Below are 13,502 nucleotides of genomic sequence, written 5' to 3'. Positions count from 1 at the left end.
CATGACATTCGAGACGACGAATCCCGCGACTGACGAATCGCTCGCGACGTACCAGGCCGCCGACGCCGAGACGGTCGAGGAGACGCTGTCGACGGCCAGCGACCGCTTCGACGCCTGGCGGCGGCGACCGCTTTCGGAACGCGAATCGCTCCTGGCGAACGTCGCCGACGTCCTCCGGGACGGCAAGCGCGAGTACGCCGAACGGATGACCCGGGAGATGGGCAAACCCGTCGACCAGGCGATGGCCGAGGTCGAAAAGTGCGCCTGGGTGTGCGAGTTCTACGCCGAGCGCGCCAGCGAGCACCTCCAGGACGAACACGTCGGGACGGTGCCCGGCGTCGAGAGCTACGTGTCCTACGAACCGGTCGGTCCGGTGCTGGCGGTCATGCCCTGGAACTACCCGTTCTGGCAGGTGTTCCGCTTCGCCGCCCCGCACCTCACCGCCGGCAACGTCGGCGTCCTCAAACACGCACCCAACGTCTTCGGCTGCGCCCGGGACATCGAGTCCATCTTCCGTGCGGCCGGCTACCCCGAGGGCGTGTTCACGTCGCTCCAGGCCGACACCGACCAGGTCGCGGACGTCATCGCCGACGACCGGATCCGCGCGGTCACGCTCACGGGCAGTACCCGCGCCGGCCGCGCCGTCGCCGCCCAGAGCGGCGAGCACCTGAAGAAGTGCGTCCTCGAACTCGGCGGCAGCGACCCGTTCGTCGTCCTCGACGACGCGCCGGTCGCCGACGTGGCCGCCGAGGCGGCGACTGGTCGCACCCAGAACTCCGGCCAGTCCTGCATCGCCGCCAAGCGGTTCGTCGTCCACGAGGCCGTCGCCGACGAGTTCGTCGACCGCTTCGTCGACGAGATGGCGTCGCTCACGGTCGGCGATCCGATGGACTCCGGGACCGACGTCGGTCCCCAGGCCCGCGGCGACCTCCTCGACGACCTCCACGATCAGGTGCAGACGTCCGTGGACGCGGGAGCGACCCTCAGGACCGGCGGCGAGCCGCTCGACCGGGAAGGTCACTTCTATCCCCCGACGGTGCTGACCGACGTGCCCGACGGCTGCCCGGCGGCCGACGAAGAGCTGTTCGGCCCGGTGGCGGCCGTCTTCGTCGTCTCGGACGAGGAGGAAGCGATCCGCGTCGCGAACGACACCAACTTCGGGCTCGGTGCGAGCGTCTGGACGGCCGACCCGGCTCGCGGGGAAGCCCTCGCGCCCCGGATCGAGTCGGGCAACGTCTTCGTCAACCAGGTCACGAAGTCCGACCCGCGCGTCCCCTTCGGCGGCACGAAAGACTCCGGCTACGGGACGGAACTCTCCCACCACGGCATCCGCGAGTTCACGACGAAGAAGACCGTCTGGGTCGAGTGACGGCATCCGGCTGACTATCTCCGGTGGCGCGTCGCTCCCGGCCAGTTGCTATCGGACAGTTCCGACGACGTCGCTGCTGGATCGCATCGGGACGAGAGACGCGCCTTCCCCATTGTACGACGCTCTGGACGTCGAACCGTTCGAATCTCCCTCGCGGGAGCGACTGCGAGCGAGCGACCCGACGAATGCCAGGTCCGTCGTGGGCCTCCTCACCGGTCGAGTTCGACGCGTCGTCCCTGCTCGGCGGATTCGTAGAGCGCACGGATGGCGCGCATGTCGACCATCCCGTGTTCGCCGTCGGGTTCGGGGTCTTCCCCGTGCTGGAGGCAGTTGGCGAAGTAGTCGAACTCCTCGCGCATCTGGTCGACCGGTTCCGGCCGGTACTCGCCCTCGACGTCCGGACCGGAGACCCGGAGCACTTTCCGGGTCTTCGGGAAGAACAGCCCCTCGATGCTCAGTTCGCCCTCGGTGCCGACGAACCGCAGACTCGATGCCAGCGTCGCGCTGTGCGTGACCGTACACGAGGCGAGCTTGCCGTCGGGGAACTCGAGCTGGAACGCCCCGTGCTCGTCCGTTCCGTCGTAGGCCGGCTGTTCTGACTCCGTTCGGGCGTACACAGCCTGGGGGTCCTCTTCCAGGATGAACCGGATCGTGTTCAGCGGGTAGATGCCGATGTCGTTGAGCGTCGTCCCGCCGGAGAGGTCGGGGTCGAATCGCCAGCTGTCCTCGCCGACGGCGTCGACGATGTTGTCCGACATGTGCCCGACTATCGAGACGACGTCGCCGATGGCGCCGTCGTCGATCAGTTCCCGGGCGCGACGAGCCACCGGTTCGGTCTGCAGTCGGTAGGCGACCATCAGCGGGACGTCGGCGTCCCGGCAGGCGTCGACGCACGCCTGGGCGTCCTCGACGGTCGCTTCGAGGGGCTTCTCGCAGAGAACAGCTTTGTCATGCTCGGCCGCAGCCTCGACGTGGCCGCGGTGGAGGCCGTTCGGCGTGCAGACGTACACCGCGTCGTAGGCGTCTGTCGCGGCGCCGTCGGCGTACTCGTCGTAGGTGAGCGTCGCTTCGACCCCCTCGAGGTCGGCCGCCACCTCGTCGGCCTTCTCCGTGCTGGAACTGACGAGGGCCGTCGTCGTGCAGTAGTCCGCGTCTTCGACGGCGGGGATCGCCTGTTCGCGCGTCCACCAGCCGAGTCCGACCATGGCGAACCGAACCGGGTCGGCGTCTGTGGGGCGCTCCCAGTCGCGGGCACTGAAACTGTCGAGGTCGTACTCCATGCGCAAGGATTGGCTGTCCCCGATAGATAATCTTCGTGCCCGAGGATCCACTTGCATCGAGCAGCGGCGATCCCCGGGAACACGGCCGACGACCCGGTCTCCCACTGGTGACGTCGCAGTGCTCGACGGGGTTCCTGTGGACGCGAAGCAGTGTACGCGATCCGTCCTGCCGCGGAGCGATAGCAGACAGAGCGTGTTCCAGTCGGTTTTACGTCGCTCGCCCAGCAACGTGGGGCGATGGGAGCCACCGTGGACAGCGCGGATTCGCTGACGGTCGTCGGTGCGGTGAGTGGCGTCCTGACTGCCGTCGCACTCGGGTACGTAACCCTGCGGAACGGGGGCAGCGTCGGGATCACGGCGCTCGTCGCGACCGTCTCCGGGGCCGGCGCGTTCCTGTTCGTCCCGTACGTGGTACGACTCGACCGCTACGGCCAGGCCGACGACGAGGAGGATCGACGGCGGGTGAATCCCGGGGCCGCCGGGGCCACACTGGGTGTGACCGGGCTCGTCGTCCTCGCGCTCTTGCTTCTCCTCGGGAACTCGCTGCTCGCCGCCGGGATCGGGATGGCGCTCGGGATACTGGAGTTCGCCATCTGGTCGCTGGCCCTGCCGCGGGCCGCCCAGGAGCCGAAAGATCGGCCGCCGATACACCGACGGGGCTGACCAGACGCCGACAGTCGAAGCGTGACCCGGCCGACGAGCCGCTCCTGGCCAGGTGCACACAGCACCGTTCGACACGCCAAGAAAGGGAATTTCCACCGTTCTGAGGCCCAGCTCCGGCGATGAGTGGTTACTCGTGTTCGTGTAAACTGAGATATGTCCCGTTAGATATATACAGATGCCAATATACAAGTCAACATATGCCACAGTCCGATGACAGTGACCCAAACGCAGACGGCGAGCCCGTCGACACCGGCGACGACGGGGGAGAGTACTCTCGGCGGAACTTCATGGAAACAGCGGCTGCAGTGGGGGCTGTCGGCGCCACGGGCGGTCTCGCGGGTTGTTCGGGAGACGGCGACGGTGGAGACGGGGGCGACGGCGGAGACGGTGGCACGGACGGGACGGGCGAACAGGACTTCCTCTGGTGGACCATGCGGGGGTACATCCCCGCCGAGACCGAGGGGATCAGGAACGCCGCCAAGGGCTTCGAAGATGCCGCGGACGCCAACGTCAACCTGAGCACGGAAGTCATCACCTGGGACTCCATCTTCCAGGAGTGGGAGGCGGGCGTCCAGGGGCGGTCGCTGCCGAACGTCTCGGAGATGGCGGGCGAACACGCCGTCGACTTCGGGTACCGCGGAGCGGCCGAACCCCTCACCGACCTGTTCAACCAGTACGACGACTGGTACGACGTGATCAACAAGTGGCAGAACTTCCAGGGCGAGCAGTGGGCTGTCCCGTGGTTCATGGAAGTACGCACGACGCACGTCAACCGGAACCTCATGGACGAGGGCGGCGTCGACGGCACGTTCGAGAGCTGGGAGGACATCGTCTCGAAGGGCCAGACGATCATGGAGAACACGGACCTGGCCGGCGCGTGGACGACGCCCGGGGCGCAGGACACCACGACCGGGCAGAACGTGGCCGCGTTCAACTACCAGGCCGGCGGGAAGTACTACGGGTACGAGGACGACCAGTGGAGCGTCGAGGCCGACGCCGCGGGCTCGCTGTTCACCCACCTGTGGGTGATGAGTATGCGCGAGCAGTGGGGTACGGCCCCGGGCGGCTGGGGCAGTATCGACAGCACGTCGAACCAGGAGCTCTTCCAGTCGGGTGAGGTCGCCGCGGCCCACCTCCCGACGGACCTGGCACGGAGTCTCATCGACCCCCAGAACGGCGTCAACGAGGAGTACGCGGACATCGCCGAGGCGACCGAGCTCGAACCGATGCCCACCGGACCGAACGGCGAGAGCCACTCGTTCATGGGCGGCAGCGTCTTCGGTTCGTTCACCGACGAGGTCGCATCGTACAGCGCGGGATCGGAGATCTCGAAGAGCTTCGTCGACTACATGACGCAACCGGAGAACCTCAGCGAGTACTTCCCGGTGTCGGCACCGACGTTCATGCCGGTGCGGAGCGGGCAGGAGGAGATGGAACTGTACACCAACAACCCGACGGAACTCCCCGACTCCTGGCTGGAGACTCGCCTGGAGCAGGCCCCCCAGGCCGTCCGCTACGGCGTCACCGGCTCCGGACGGGCGACCCCGTTCATGGGTTCGCTCGAGGGGGCAACCGACGGCTACTCCGTCGCGATTTCGGCGATGATCGGCAACGACGCCGACCCCAAGAACGCCCTCCGGAGCATGGCCAACAACATCCGCTCGACGATCAACGAGGCCGACTACGTCGACCAGACACTCGAAGAGAGTTCGTCGGGTCCGTCGCTGGACGACGCGCCCGACATGGTCCAGGACTGGATCTCCGGCAACGGCAAACCCCAGATCTGGAACCCTTACGAATAGCTATCGGGATCGGGGTCCGAACCCGGACGGCCCGGTGATCCACGGCCGACCTTGTCGGTGCAGTCGGCCAGACTCACCCGGAACGAGCACGGTCCACCCCCGTTCGCGATTCGACGCGCGCCCTTTTTCTCTGTATAGCCCAGTCACACCCTGCTGAAACAGGTGACCAGTATTGCTCGGCGAATTCCTGAAAAACCGGAGATAGCGCGACCAGTACCGTCATTTTGCCGACCGTTCGGGCGCCCGCAGCCGATTCAATAAAGTATCTGGGCCTGCTTGGTTTGATAGAGTATGTCAAACGCAACGCCGACCGAGGGAGGGTCGATAACAGAGGAGTACCGATACCTGCTCTCGAAAGAGAGTGTCTGGGGTTGGTTGTTCCTCTTACCGACGCTCGTCGCGCTCGCGGTCGTGAGCGTCTTCCCGATCATTCGCGGGATCCTGTTGAGTTTCTACGAGTACAACGCCCTCAGACCGGACGTCTGGCTCGGCCTCGGGAACTACGCCACGATCTTCGGGCTGCCGGAGTTCTGGAACGTGCTGAAGAACACGTTCGTCTGGTCGTTCGCCTCGGTCGTGATGATGGCAGCACTCGGTCTCGGCTTCGCGCTGCTCCTCGACCGAGAGTTCAAGGGTCGGTCCATCGCGACGACGCTCCTGCTGTTGCCCTGGACGATCCCCTTCATCGCTGTCGCGTTGAACTGGAACCTGCTGTTCGACTTCAACCTGGGGATGTTCAACGGCATCCTGAACCTCCTCGGGTTCGAGCGGATCGACTGGCTCAGCCGCGGCCGATACGCGCTGTTCTCGGTCACGCTGGCGTACGTCTGGCGGAACTTCCCCTTCTTCATGATCACGTTCCTGGCGGCGATGAAGGGGATCCCCCAGGACCTCTACGAGGCGGCGCGCGTCGACGGGTCGACCCGACTCGACCTGTTTCGACACATCACGCTTCCCTTCCTGCAACCGATCGGGATCGTGACGACGCTGCTGATGAGCCTCTGGACGCTGAACCACTTCACGCTGATCTACGTGATGACCAGCGGGGGCCCCGGGAACGCGTCGATGGTGTTGCCGGTGTACATCTACCGGCAGGCGTTCCGCCAGAACGACTTCGGGCTCGCCGCAGCCATCGCCGTCGTGATGCTGATCATCATGATGGGGTACGGACTGGTGTACCTGCGACTCTACCAGGAAGAGGTCGGAGGCAAGTAACATGGCAACCCAATCACGCGATACGACCGAACTGTTCGGTGTCGAGCTGTCGAATAGCACCGTCGACCGGCTGAAAGCGGTCGGCTTCCACACGTTCCTCTGGGGGTCGATCTTCGTCGTCCTGCTGCCGGTCCTCTGGATGGTCGCCGTGTCGCTGAATCCGCTCTCCTTCCTCAACGTCATCGAGGACCCCATGCGATGGGTCAACGGCGTCAGTCTCGACGCCTACGAGCGAGCGATATACCAGACCGACTTCCTGATCTGGTTCAAGAACTCGGCTATCGTGACCCTCGCCGCGACCGCGCTGACGATCGTCGTCTGTACGTTCGGCGCCTACAGCATCGGTCGTCTCAGGTTCCGCGGCCGCAAGGCGGTGGCGACGTTCCTGCTGATGACGCAGATGTTCCCGCTCATCCTCGTGGCCGTCCCGCTCTTTCTCATCTTCAGGGATCTGGGCCTCGTCAACACGCTCTACGGCCTGACGATCGCCTACATCGCGTTCATCCTCCCCTTCTCGATCTGGATGTTGCGAGGGTTCTACGAGAACCTCCCCGAGTCGCTGGAGGAGGCGGCGATGGTCGACGGCTCGACCCGGGTCGGCGCGGTCATCCGCGTCATCGTCCCGCTGTCGGCGCCCGCCATCGCGACGACGGCCATCTTCGCGTGGATCTTCGCCTGGAACGAGTTCGTCATGGCGCTCATCCTCATCAGCGACAGTTCGAAGACGACGCTCCCGCCGGGGCTGAGTACGTGGGTCGGCCGCTACTCGCTGCAGTGGGACCTGCTGATGGCGGGCGCGATCGGCGCGACGCTCCCGCTGATTATCATCCTGTTCTTCCTGCAGAAGTACATCATCACCGGCCTCGCCGAAGGGGCCGTCAAGACGTAAGGTAGTAACAATGACACGATACACCACTTACACGACCGAAACCGTAAACCACCGAGGAGGCGATCGATAACCCATGGCCCGAATACTGTTCGACGAAGTCACCAAGATCTACGGCGACGACACGCTGGCCGTGGACAACTTCGATCTCGAGATCGAAGACGGTGAGTTCCTGACACTCGTCGGTCCCTCTGGGTCGGGGAAGTCGACGCTGTTGCGGATGGTCGCAGGCCTCGAGGACATAACCGAGGGAAGCATCCACATCGGCGACACCGTCGTGAACAACCTTCCCCCGCGCAGCCGAGACATCGCCATGGTGTTCCAGAGTTACGCGCTCTACCCGCACCTCACGGTGCGCGAGAACATGGCCTTCGGCCTCAAGCGGTCGACCGACCTCTCCGATCCCGAGATCAACGACCGCGTCGAGGAAGCGGCGGCGATGATGGGCATCGAGCCCCACCTCGACCAGAAGCCAAAGCACCTCTCGGGCGGCCAGCGCCAGCGCGTCGCGACCGGACGGGCCATCGTCCGCGACCCGGGCGTGTTCCTGTTCGACGAGCCGCTCTCGAACCTTGACGCCAAGCTCCGGAAGCACATGCGGACGGAGCTCCAGCGCATCCAGAATCAGCTGGACACGACGACGATATACGTCACCCACGACCAGGAGGAGGCGATGACGATGTCCGACCGCATCGCCATCCTCAACTACGGGGAACTCCAGCAGGTCGGCTCGCCCCGCACCGTCTACAACGAGCCCGAGAACGTCTTCGTCGCGCAGTTCATCGGCAGCCCGTCGATGAACATGTTCGTCTCGACGCTCGACACCGACGCCAATCGGTTCGTCGGCGACATCGACGTCTCGATCGACCCCGAGCGGGCCAGCGCCATCGCACAGAACGCCACGTCAGACGAGCTCCTGCTCGGCATCCGGCCGGAGCACGTCACCGTCCACCTGGAGGCGGTCGAGGAGTCCGTCCCCGCGTCCGTCGACATCATCGAACCGCTCGGGAGCAACGACCTCCTGTACTTCGACCTCGAGGACGGCACCGGCGTCGAGGACGTCATCGCCGACGACGTCAGCATCGGCGAAGACGAGGAGAAAGACGAAGAGGAGTACAAGGTGTTCATCCAGCCCGATTCGGTGCCCATCGAGTACGAGGACAGCGGCGAACTCGTCTACCTGACCTTCGACACCGAACACATGCACGTGTTCGACCCCCGGACCGGGGAGAACATCGACGTCGAGACGACGACGCGGACGACGGTCGACGCACAGACCGAGACCGCCGGTGACGACGACTGATCTCCGCCGCGGGACGCCCCGCCTCCCGACCGCCACGTTCGTGGCCGTGGACGACGGCGGTATCGAAACATGAGTGCTGACGACAGCTCGCCCGGATACGACACGGGGTACGACCCCAGCGCCGACCCACACGGTCCGGACGTGGGGGTCGGCGGGAGGGAACTGACCTACCGCCGGTTACCGACCGAGTTCCGGGACGCCGAGAGCGTCGCCGAACTCGTCGCGACGATCAGAGCCTACGGCTGGGTCCCGCCCGCACTCGCACTGGTGACCTACGGCGTCACGAGAGGCGTCTTCGAGTTCACCTCGGAGACGTACGCCATCGCCAACGGCTACTTCTTCGAGGCCTGGCCGGCCGCGGTCCTGATCAACCTCGTCTTCGGTCTCTTCCTGGGGGGGTTCTCCTGGTTCCTCTACTTCGGCATCGTCGGCGTGTTCGCCGGCTTCTTCACCGAGGACACGAGCATCGACACGGGCGTCTTCAAGGCCGGCGCGTACCTGTTGCTGGTGTTCGTCCCGCTCCTGGTGATAAGCGGCGTCATCGCGACCACCATACCGGCGTCGGTGGTGACCCTCTCGGGCGAGGGCGCACCGGCCGTCGCCGACGCCCACAGGGCACTCGCCGCGACGACGCAGATGCGCGTCGTCGGCGTCCTGATCGCGGCGGGGTGGGGCGCCGTCGGATTCTTGCTCCTGCCGATCGTCAGGGAACTGTACGGGATCGACAGGAAAGCGGCCGTCGTCTCGGTGCTCCCGGCGACGCTTGTCGCCGTCGTCGCGACCGTCCTGGTCTGACCGCGCCGGCCGCTGCCCGGGAGTTAGCTGTCCATATCCGGCCCGGCCATCAGGTTCCCCGGCGGCTCGTCGTACTCCGGTTCGCCGAGGACGCTGTCGACCGTGGGGTCTCGCTGGTCGACGAGGAAGCTGTCGACGCGGGTCAGGCCGTTGACGAACTCCACGGCCCGGACCAACCCCGAGACGCGGACTCGGAAGGCGTCGAGGCCGTCGTGGGCGACCACGTCGTCGACAACCTCGCCGTCGACCGAGACGCCGGCGCGGTCGTTGCCGGCATCGTGGCGGCCACGCAGGTCCGCCAGCGCTTCGAGCGGGTCGAGTCCAGCGTTGCGTGCCAGCGTCTTCGGGATCGTCTCCAGGACGTCAGCGAACGTCTCGACTGCAAGCTGTTCGCGACCGTCGAACCGCCTGGCGAACGACCGGACGTCGACCGCTGCTGCGACGTCGGGCGCGCCGCCGGCCGGCAGCGCGCGCGGGTCCTGGACGACCGCACGGAGCGCGTTCTTCCCGGTTCGGATGCGGCGCTCGGCCTCCTCCGCGACCGATTCGGTGCCGCCGCGGACGACGATCGTAACGGCCGGCTGCCCGGTCCCGGGCGGCGCCTCGAAGGCGAGCCACGCTTTGTCCCGGGCCATGTCACGGAGACTGAGCTGCACGTGGCCGAGGACGTCCGGGTCGATGCTCGTGCCGGGGGTGACGGGTCCGATCGGCGTGGCGCCGGTTACGAGCTGGAGGTACTCGAAGGTGGAGTCCTTGGTGTCCCTGACGAGCACCGCCCCCTCGCCGGCGAGTTCGTAGGCGACCTGCATGTCGGCATCGCCGGTCACGACGACCGCGACGGCACCGGTCTCGCCGATGGCGTTCGCGATGCCAGCGCTCTCGTCGAAGCTGGCGGCGGTCTTGCCGGGGTCCTCGGGATCGATGGAGACGGAGACGTCGGCCGTCAGTTCGCGCGAGGTGAGGTCGCCGTCGACGAGCAAAATCGGCCCTTCAGCGGGCAGGAGGTACTCCGCGTCGACGACCTCGCGGGGGACGACCGTCCCCTCGACGAGTTCCGTGTCGGTGACGGTGCCGCCGTGGACGGCGACGGTGTCGGCGAGGTCGAGTCGTGTGGTCCCCGTTTCGGGGTCCGAGACGCGCAGGACGGCGTCGACGACCGTGTCGACGACCTGGTCGAGTGGCCACGACTGCGTGCGCCCGTTGGTCATGCCCGTCATCGCGATGGTCTCGAGGGTATCGCGGTGGAGTTCGCCCTCACGGGCGACCGGGATGGCCATCTCGACCCAGTTCTCGATAGTTCGCTGGGCGGCGATCGAGTAGCCCTCGACGACGTCGTTCGGGTGGACCCCCTGGTCGACCAGATCCATCGACGCCGAGAGGAGGTCACACGCGAGCAGGAACATCGTCGTGACGCCGTCGCCGACGTCGTCCTCGTGGTCCTCGGCGAGCGTGATGTACTGCTGGGCGATCGGGTCGTCGGTCTCGCCCTCGAACTCCTCGATGATGCCGATGCCGTCGTTGGTGACGAACCCCCGGAGTTCGTCGTCGGGCATCCGCCTGACGATCATCTTGTCCAGTCCCAGCGGCCCGAGGGTCGACCGGACCAGTTCCGCCATCCCGCCCGAGGTCTGTCGGACGGCCGCTCGGGTCTCCCGCGACGGCACACGCGACCAGCCAGTGTAGGTCTCGTCAGTCGTCATCGTCGGTGTGACCCCCACGTAGCGTCCAGCACGTTATCGCACCAGTAGCTTGTCGTAGGCGAACAGCGCGAGGACGATGATCAAAAAGGCGTAGGCCAGCTCCCCGATGAGGTTCCACCCGAGGCTGTTGCGCAGGAACTGGGTGCCGACGAAGACGAGAACGGCGGTGGCCAGGACGAGGCCGGCCAGAATACCGACGTTTCGCCGTTTGTCGAAGTTGACGGACATAGGTATGGGAGAGTATCACACCCCGGGACTATAAATCAACCGTGGTCCGGCGAACAGCCCGTTCGGTCCGCCCGGGCCAGGGCCATCGGAACCCTCGGTCGGTCCGGGCCAGGGTGACCGAATACCGCACTCGACGCACCCGGCGTGCATCTATATCAACGCGGCCACCGATAGACGTGCTATGGATACTGGTGTCTGTTACTTCCCCGAGCACTGGCCGCGCGAGCGCTGGGCGACCGACGTCGAGCGCATGGCCGAGGCCGGCATCGAGTACGTCCGCATGGGCGAGTTCGCCTGGAACCGCTTCGAACCCGAACCGGGCACGTACGACTTCGAGTGGCTCGAAACCGCGGTCGGCCTCGTCGCAGACCACGGGATGCAGGCCGTCCTCTGTACGCCCACGGCCACGCCACCGAAGTGGCTCACGGACGAGTATCCCGGCATCCACCAGGAGGAGCCCGACGGCACCCCCCTGGAGTTCGGCAGCCGCCGCCAGTACTGTTACAACTCTCCCGACTACCGACGCGAGAGCCGGCGCATCATCGGGACGCTGGCCGAGCACTTCGCCGGCCACGACGGCGTCGCGGGCTGGCAGACCGACAACGAGTTCGGCTGTCACGAGACGGTCCGGTGTTACTGCGACGACTGCCAGAGCGCCTTCCGTGACTGGCTCCGCCAGAAGTACGACGACGTCGACGCGCTGAACGAAGCCTGGGGCAACGCCTTCTGGAGTCAGGAGTACCAGGACTTCTCGGAAGTCGACGTCCCCGGGCCGACGCCCGCGGAGGGACAGCACCACCCGACCCGGCTGCTCGACTTCCATCGCTTTTCGAGCGACAGCGTCGTCGACTACAACCGGCTGCACGTCGAGGAGCTGCGCGGCGCCGAGGCCGACGGCGACGACTGGTTCGTCACGCACAACTTCATGGGCGACTTCGAACCGCTGGACGCCTTCGACGTGAGCGAGGACCTGGACTTCGCCGCGTGGGACTCGTATCCGACGCTGCACGCCCAGCAGGCCCCCGACACGCCAGACCCGGCGAGCGAGGCCGCAGCCGACGTCCAGCGGGTCGGCGACCCCGACCTCACGGCGATGAATCACGCGCTCTACCGCGGTGCGAGCGAGGGGCCGTTCTGGGTGATGGAGAACCAGGCGGGCGACATCCGCGCGTACCCCTACTCGGCCGAACCCGCCGAGGGCATGATGCGCCTGTGGGCCCACCAGGCCGCTGCCCACGGCTGTGACGTCGTCTCCTACTTCCGGTGGCGGCGCTGCCGGTTCGGCCAGGAACAGTACTGGGGCGCGCTCAACAACTACGACGGCTCGCCCGACCGCGGCGTCGGCGAGGCCGCCGAAGCCGCCGAGGAGTTCGCGGAACTGCCCGACCTCGCCGCGCCCGAGGGCGAGGTGGCGCTGCTCGTCGACTACGACAGCATGTGGGCGCTCCACGCCGAACGCCACACCCCCGACTACGACTACTGGCCGCACTGCCGGGCGTACTACCGCGCACTCCGTCGACGCGGCCTCACCGTCGACGTCGTCCCGACTGACCGGGAGCTCGACGGCTACAGCGCGGTCGTCGCACCCTCCCTGCACCTGGTCGACGACGACCTCGCCGGGCGACTGGCCGACTACGCCGCCGACGGCGGGGAACTCGTGCTCACCGTCCGCAGCGCCACCAAGGACGAACACCACAAGCTCCGCGACGAACTCGCTCCCGGCCCCCTGTCGGAGTCACTCGGCGCACGCGTCGTCCAGCACGAGAGTCTCGCCCCCGGCGTCGAGACCCGGGTGACGTACGGGGCCCAGTCGGGTGGCGACGGCACCGACGACGGAGAGGCCTACGAGTTCCGGACCTGGGGCGAGTGGCTCGACGCCGACGCCGCTGCAGTGCTCGGCCGCCACGAGTCCGGTCCGGCGGCAGGCGAACCAGCTATCGTGCGCAACGACCACGGCGATGGCGGCGTCACCTACGTCGGCGTCTGGCCCGAGTCCGAGCTCGCCGACGCGCTCGTGGCCGACCTGCTGGAGCGCGCCGCCGTCCCCGCGGCCGACCCGCTCCCCGACGGCGTCCGCCTGACCGAGCGTGACGGCTACACCTGGGTGACGAACTTCGGTCGCGACTCCGTCGAGATCGACGCCGGCGATGCTCCCGTCGTGGTCGGCGACGCCACAGTCCCGGGCCGCGACCTCGCGGTCGTCGAGGGGCCCGCTCACGACGTCGTGGTCGAGACTGGAGACTGACGACAAGGAATGGACG

General features: G+C 66.7%; 11 protein-coding genes. 8 read left to right on the top strand and 3 right to left on the bottom strand.

The genetic code is table 11. The features are described from left to right. Position 1 precedes the first annotated feature (1 nt). Positions 2-1,369 carry an NAD-dependent succinate-semialdehyde dehydrogenase gene (locus AC5FRV_RS09355; RefSeq protein ID WP_493560808.1) on the top strand — a complete coding sequence of 456 codons (1,368 nt, stop codon included), beginning with the start codon at positions 2-4 and terminating at the stop codon, positions 1,367-1,369. Positions 1,370-1,578: 209 nt separating this feature from the next. On the opposite strand, the gene gfo6 is transcribed toward AC5FRV_RS09355, so the two are convergent. Continuing rightward, the gene (gene gfo6 / locus AC5FRV_RS09350) at positions 1,579-2,649 is read right to left on the bottom strand and encodes a D-xylose 1-dehydrogenase Gfo6 (RefSeq protein ID WP_493560807.1); all 1,071 of its coding nucleotides are present in this window, start codon (positions 2,647-2,649) and stop codon (positions 1,579-1,581) included. A 237-nt stretch (positions 2,650-2,886) separates the two neighbouring features. Between gfo6 and AC5FRV_RS09345 the strand changes: the two genes are divergently transcribed. The 6 genes from AC5FRV_RS09345 to AC5FRV_RS09320 all read left to right on the top strand — a co-directional run bounded on the left by AC5FRV_RS09345 (position 2,887) and on the right by AC5FRV_RS09320 (position 9,313). Then, positions 2,887-3,312 carry a hypothetical protein gene (locus AC5FRV_RS09345; protein WP_493560806.1) on the top strand — a complete coding sequence of 142 codons (426 nt, stop codon included), beginning with the start codon at positions 2,887-2,889 and terminating at the stop codon, positions 3,310-3,312. A gap of 197 nt (positions 3,313-3,509) precedes the next feature. Next, the gene (locus AC5FRV_RS09340; protein ID WP_493560805.1) at positions 3,510-5,114 is read left to right on the top strand and encodes an ABC transporter substrate-binding protein; all 1,605 of its coding nucleotides are present in this window, start codon (positions 3,510-3,512) and stop codon (positions 5,112-5,114) included. Positions 5,115-5,405: 291 nt separating this feature from the next. After that, a complete protein-coding gene (locus AC5FRV_RS09335) occupies positions 5,406-6,329 on the top strand; it encodes a carbohydrate ABC transporter permease (protein ID WP_493560804.1) in 924 nt (307 codons plus the stop codon). 1 nt (position 6,330) lies between these two features. Further along, positions 6,331-7,218 (top strand): carbohydrate ABC transporter permease, encoded by an 888-nt coding sequence (locus AC5FRV_RS09330; protein ID WP_493560803.1) that lies wholly within the window; start codon positions 6,331-6,333, stop codon positions 7,216-7,218. A 73-nt stretch (positions 7,219-7,291) separates the two neighbouring features. After that, positions 7,292-8,518 carry an ABC transporter ATP-binding protein gene (locus tag AC5FRV_RS09325; protein ID WP_493560802.1) on the top strand — a complete coding sequence of 409 codons (1,227 nt, stop codon included), beginning with the start codon at positions 7,292-7,294 and terminating at the stop codon, positions 8,516-8,518. A 69-nt stretch (positions 8,519-8,587) separates the two neighbouring features. After that, a complete protein-coding gene (locus AC5FRV_RS09320; protein ID WP_493560801.1) occupies positions 8,588-9,313 on the top strand; it encodes a hypothetical protein in 726 nt (241 codons plus the stop codon). Between the two features lie 23 nt (positions 9,314-9,336). Here the strand turns inward: AC5FRV_RS09320 and AC5FRV_RS09315 are convergent, their stop codons facing one another. Together AC5FRV_RS09315 and AC5FRV_RS09310 are read right to left on the bottom strand one after the other, a co-directional pair. Next, positions 9,337-11,013 carry a TCP-1/cpn60 chaperonin family protein gene (locus AC5FRV_RS09315; protein ID WP_493560800.1) on the bottom strand — a complete coding sequence of 559 codons (1,677 nt, stop codon included), beginning with the start codon at positions 11,011-11,013 and terminating at the stop codon, positions 9,337-9,339. 33 nt (positions 11,014-11,046) lie between these two features. Then, the gene (locus AC5FRV_RS09310) at positions 11,047-11,241 is read right to left on the bottom strand and encodes a hypothetical protein (protein WP_493560799.1); all 195 of its coding nucleotides are present in this window, start codon (positions 11,239-11,241) and stop codon (positions 11,047-11,049) included. Between the two features lie 181 nt (positions 11,242-11,422). On the opposite strand from AC5FRV_RS09310, the gene AC5FRV_RS09305 reads away from it, so the two are divergent. Next, positions 11,423-13,486, top strand: coding sequence for a beta-galactosidase (locus AC5FRV_RS09305; protein WP_493560798.1), 2,064 nt, complete (start codon positions 11,423-11,425; stop codon positions 13,484-13,486). Positions 13,487-13,502 lie beyond the last annotated feature (16 nt).

Source organism: Halomicrobium sp. HArcel3 (genome assembly GCF_058933135.1).
Note: the sequence above shows the minus strand (reverse complement) of the source record. Positions and strands in the feature narration are given on the sequence as shown.

Coding starts and splice junctions, on each gene's coding strand:
- AC5FRV_RS09315 (WP_493560800.1), bottom strand. CDS start 11,013: ATGACGACTGACGAGACCTACACTGGCTGGTCGCGTGTGCCGTCGCGG.
- AC5FRV_RS09310 (WP_493560799.1), bottom strand. CDS start 11,241: ATGTCCGTCAACTTCGACAAACGGCGAAACGTCGGTATTCTGGCCGGC.
- AC5FRV_RS09355 (WP_493560808.1), top strand. CDS start 2: ATGACATTCGAGACGACGAATCCCGCGACTGACGAATCGCTCGCGACG.
- AC5FRV_RS09305 (WP_493560798.1), top strand. CDS start 11,423: ATGGATACTGGTGTCTGTTACTTCCCCGAGCACTGGCCGCGCGAGCGC.
- AC5FRV_RS09330 (WP_493560803.1), top strand. CDS start 6,331: ATGGCAACCCAATCACGCGATACGACCGAACTGTTCGGTGTCGAGCTG.
- AC5FRV_RS09345 (WP_493560806.1), top strand. CDS start 2,887: ATGGGAGCCACCGTGGACAGCGCGGATTCGCTGACGGTCGTCGGTGCG.
- AC5FRV_RS09335 (WP_493560804.1), top strand. CDS start 5,406: ATGTCAAACGCAACGCCGACCGAGGGAGGGTCGATAACAGAGGAGTAC.
- AC5FRV_RS09340 (WP_493560805.1), top strand. CDS start 3,510: ATGCCACAGTCCGATGACAGTGACCCAAACGCAGACGGCGAGCCCGTC.
- AC5FRV_RS09325 (WP_493560802.1), top strand. CDS start 7,292: ATGGCCCGAATACTGTTCGACGAAGTCACCAAGATCTACGGCGACGAC.
- AC5FRV_RS09320 (WP_493560801.1), top strand. CDS start 8,588: ATGAGTGCTGACGACAGCTCGCCCGGATACGACACGGGGTACGACCCC.
- gfo6 (WP_493560807.1), bottom strand. CDS start 2,649: ATGGAGTACGACCTCGACAGTTTCAGTGCCCGCGACTGGGAGCGCCCC.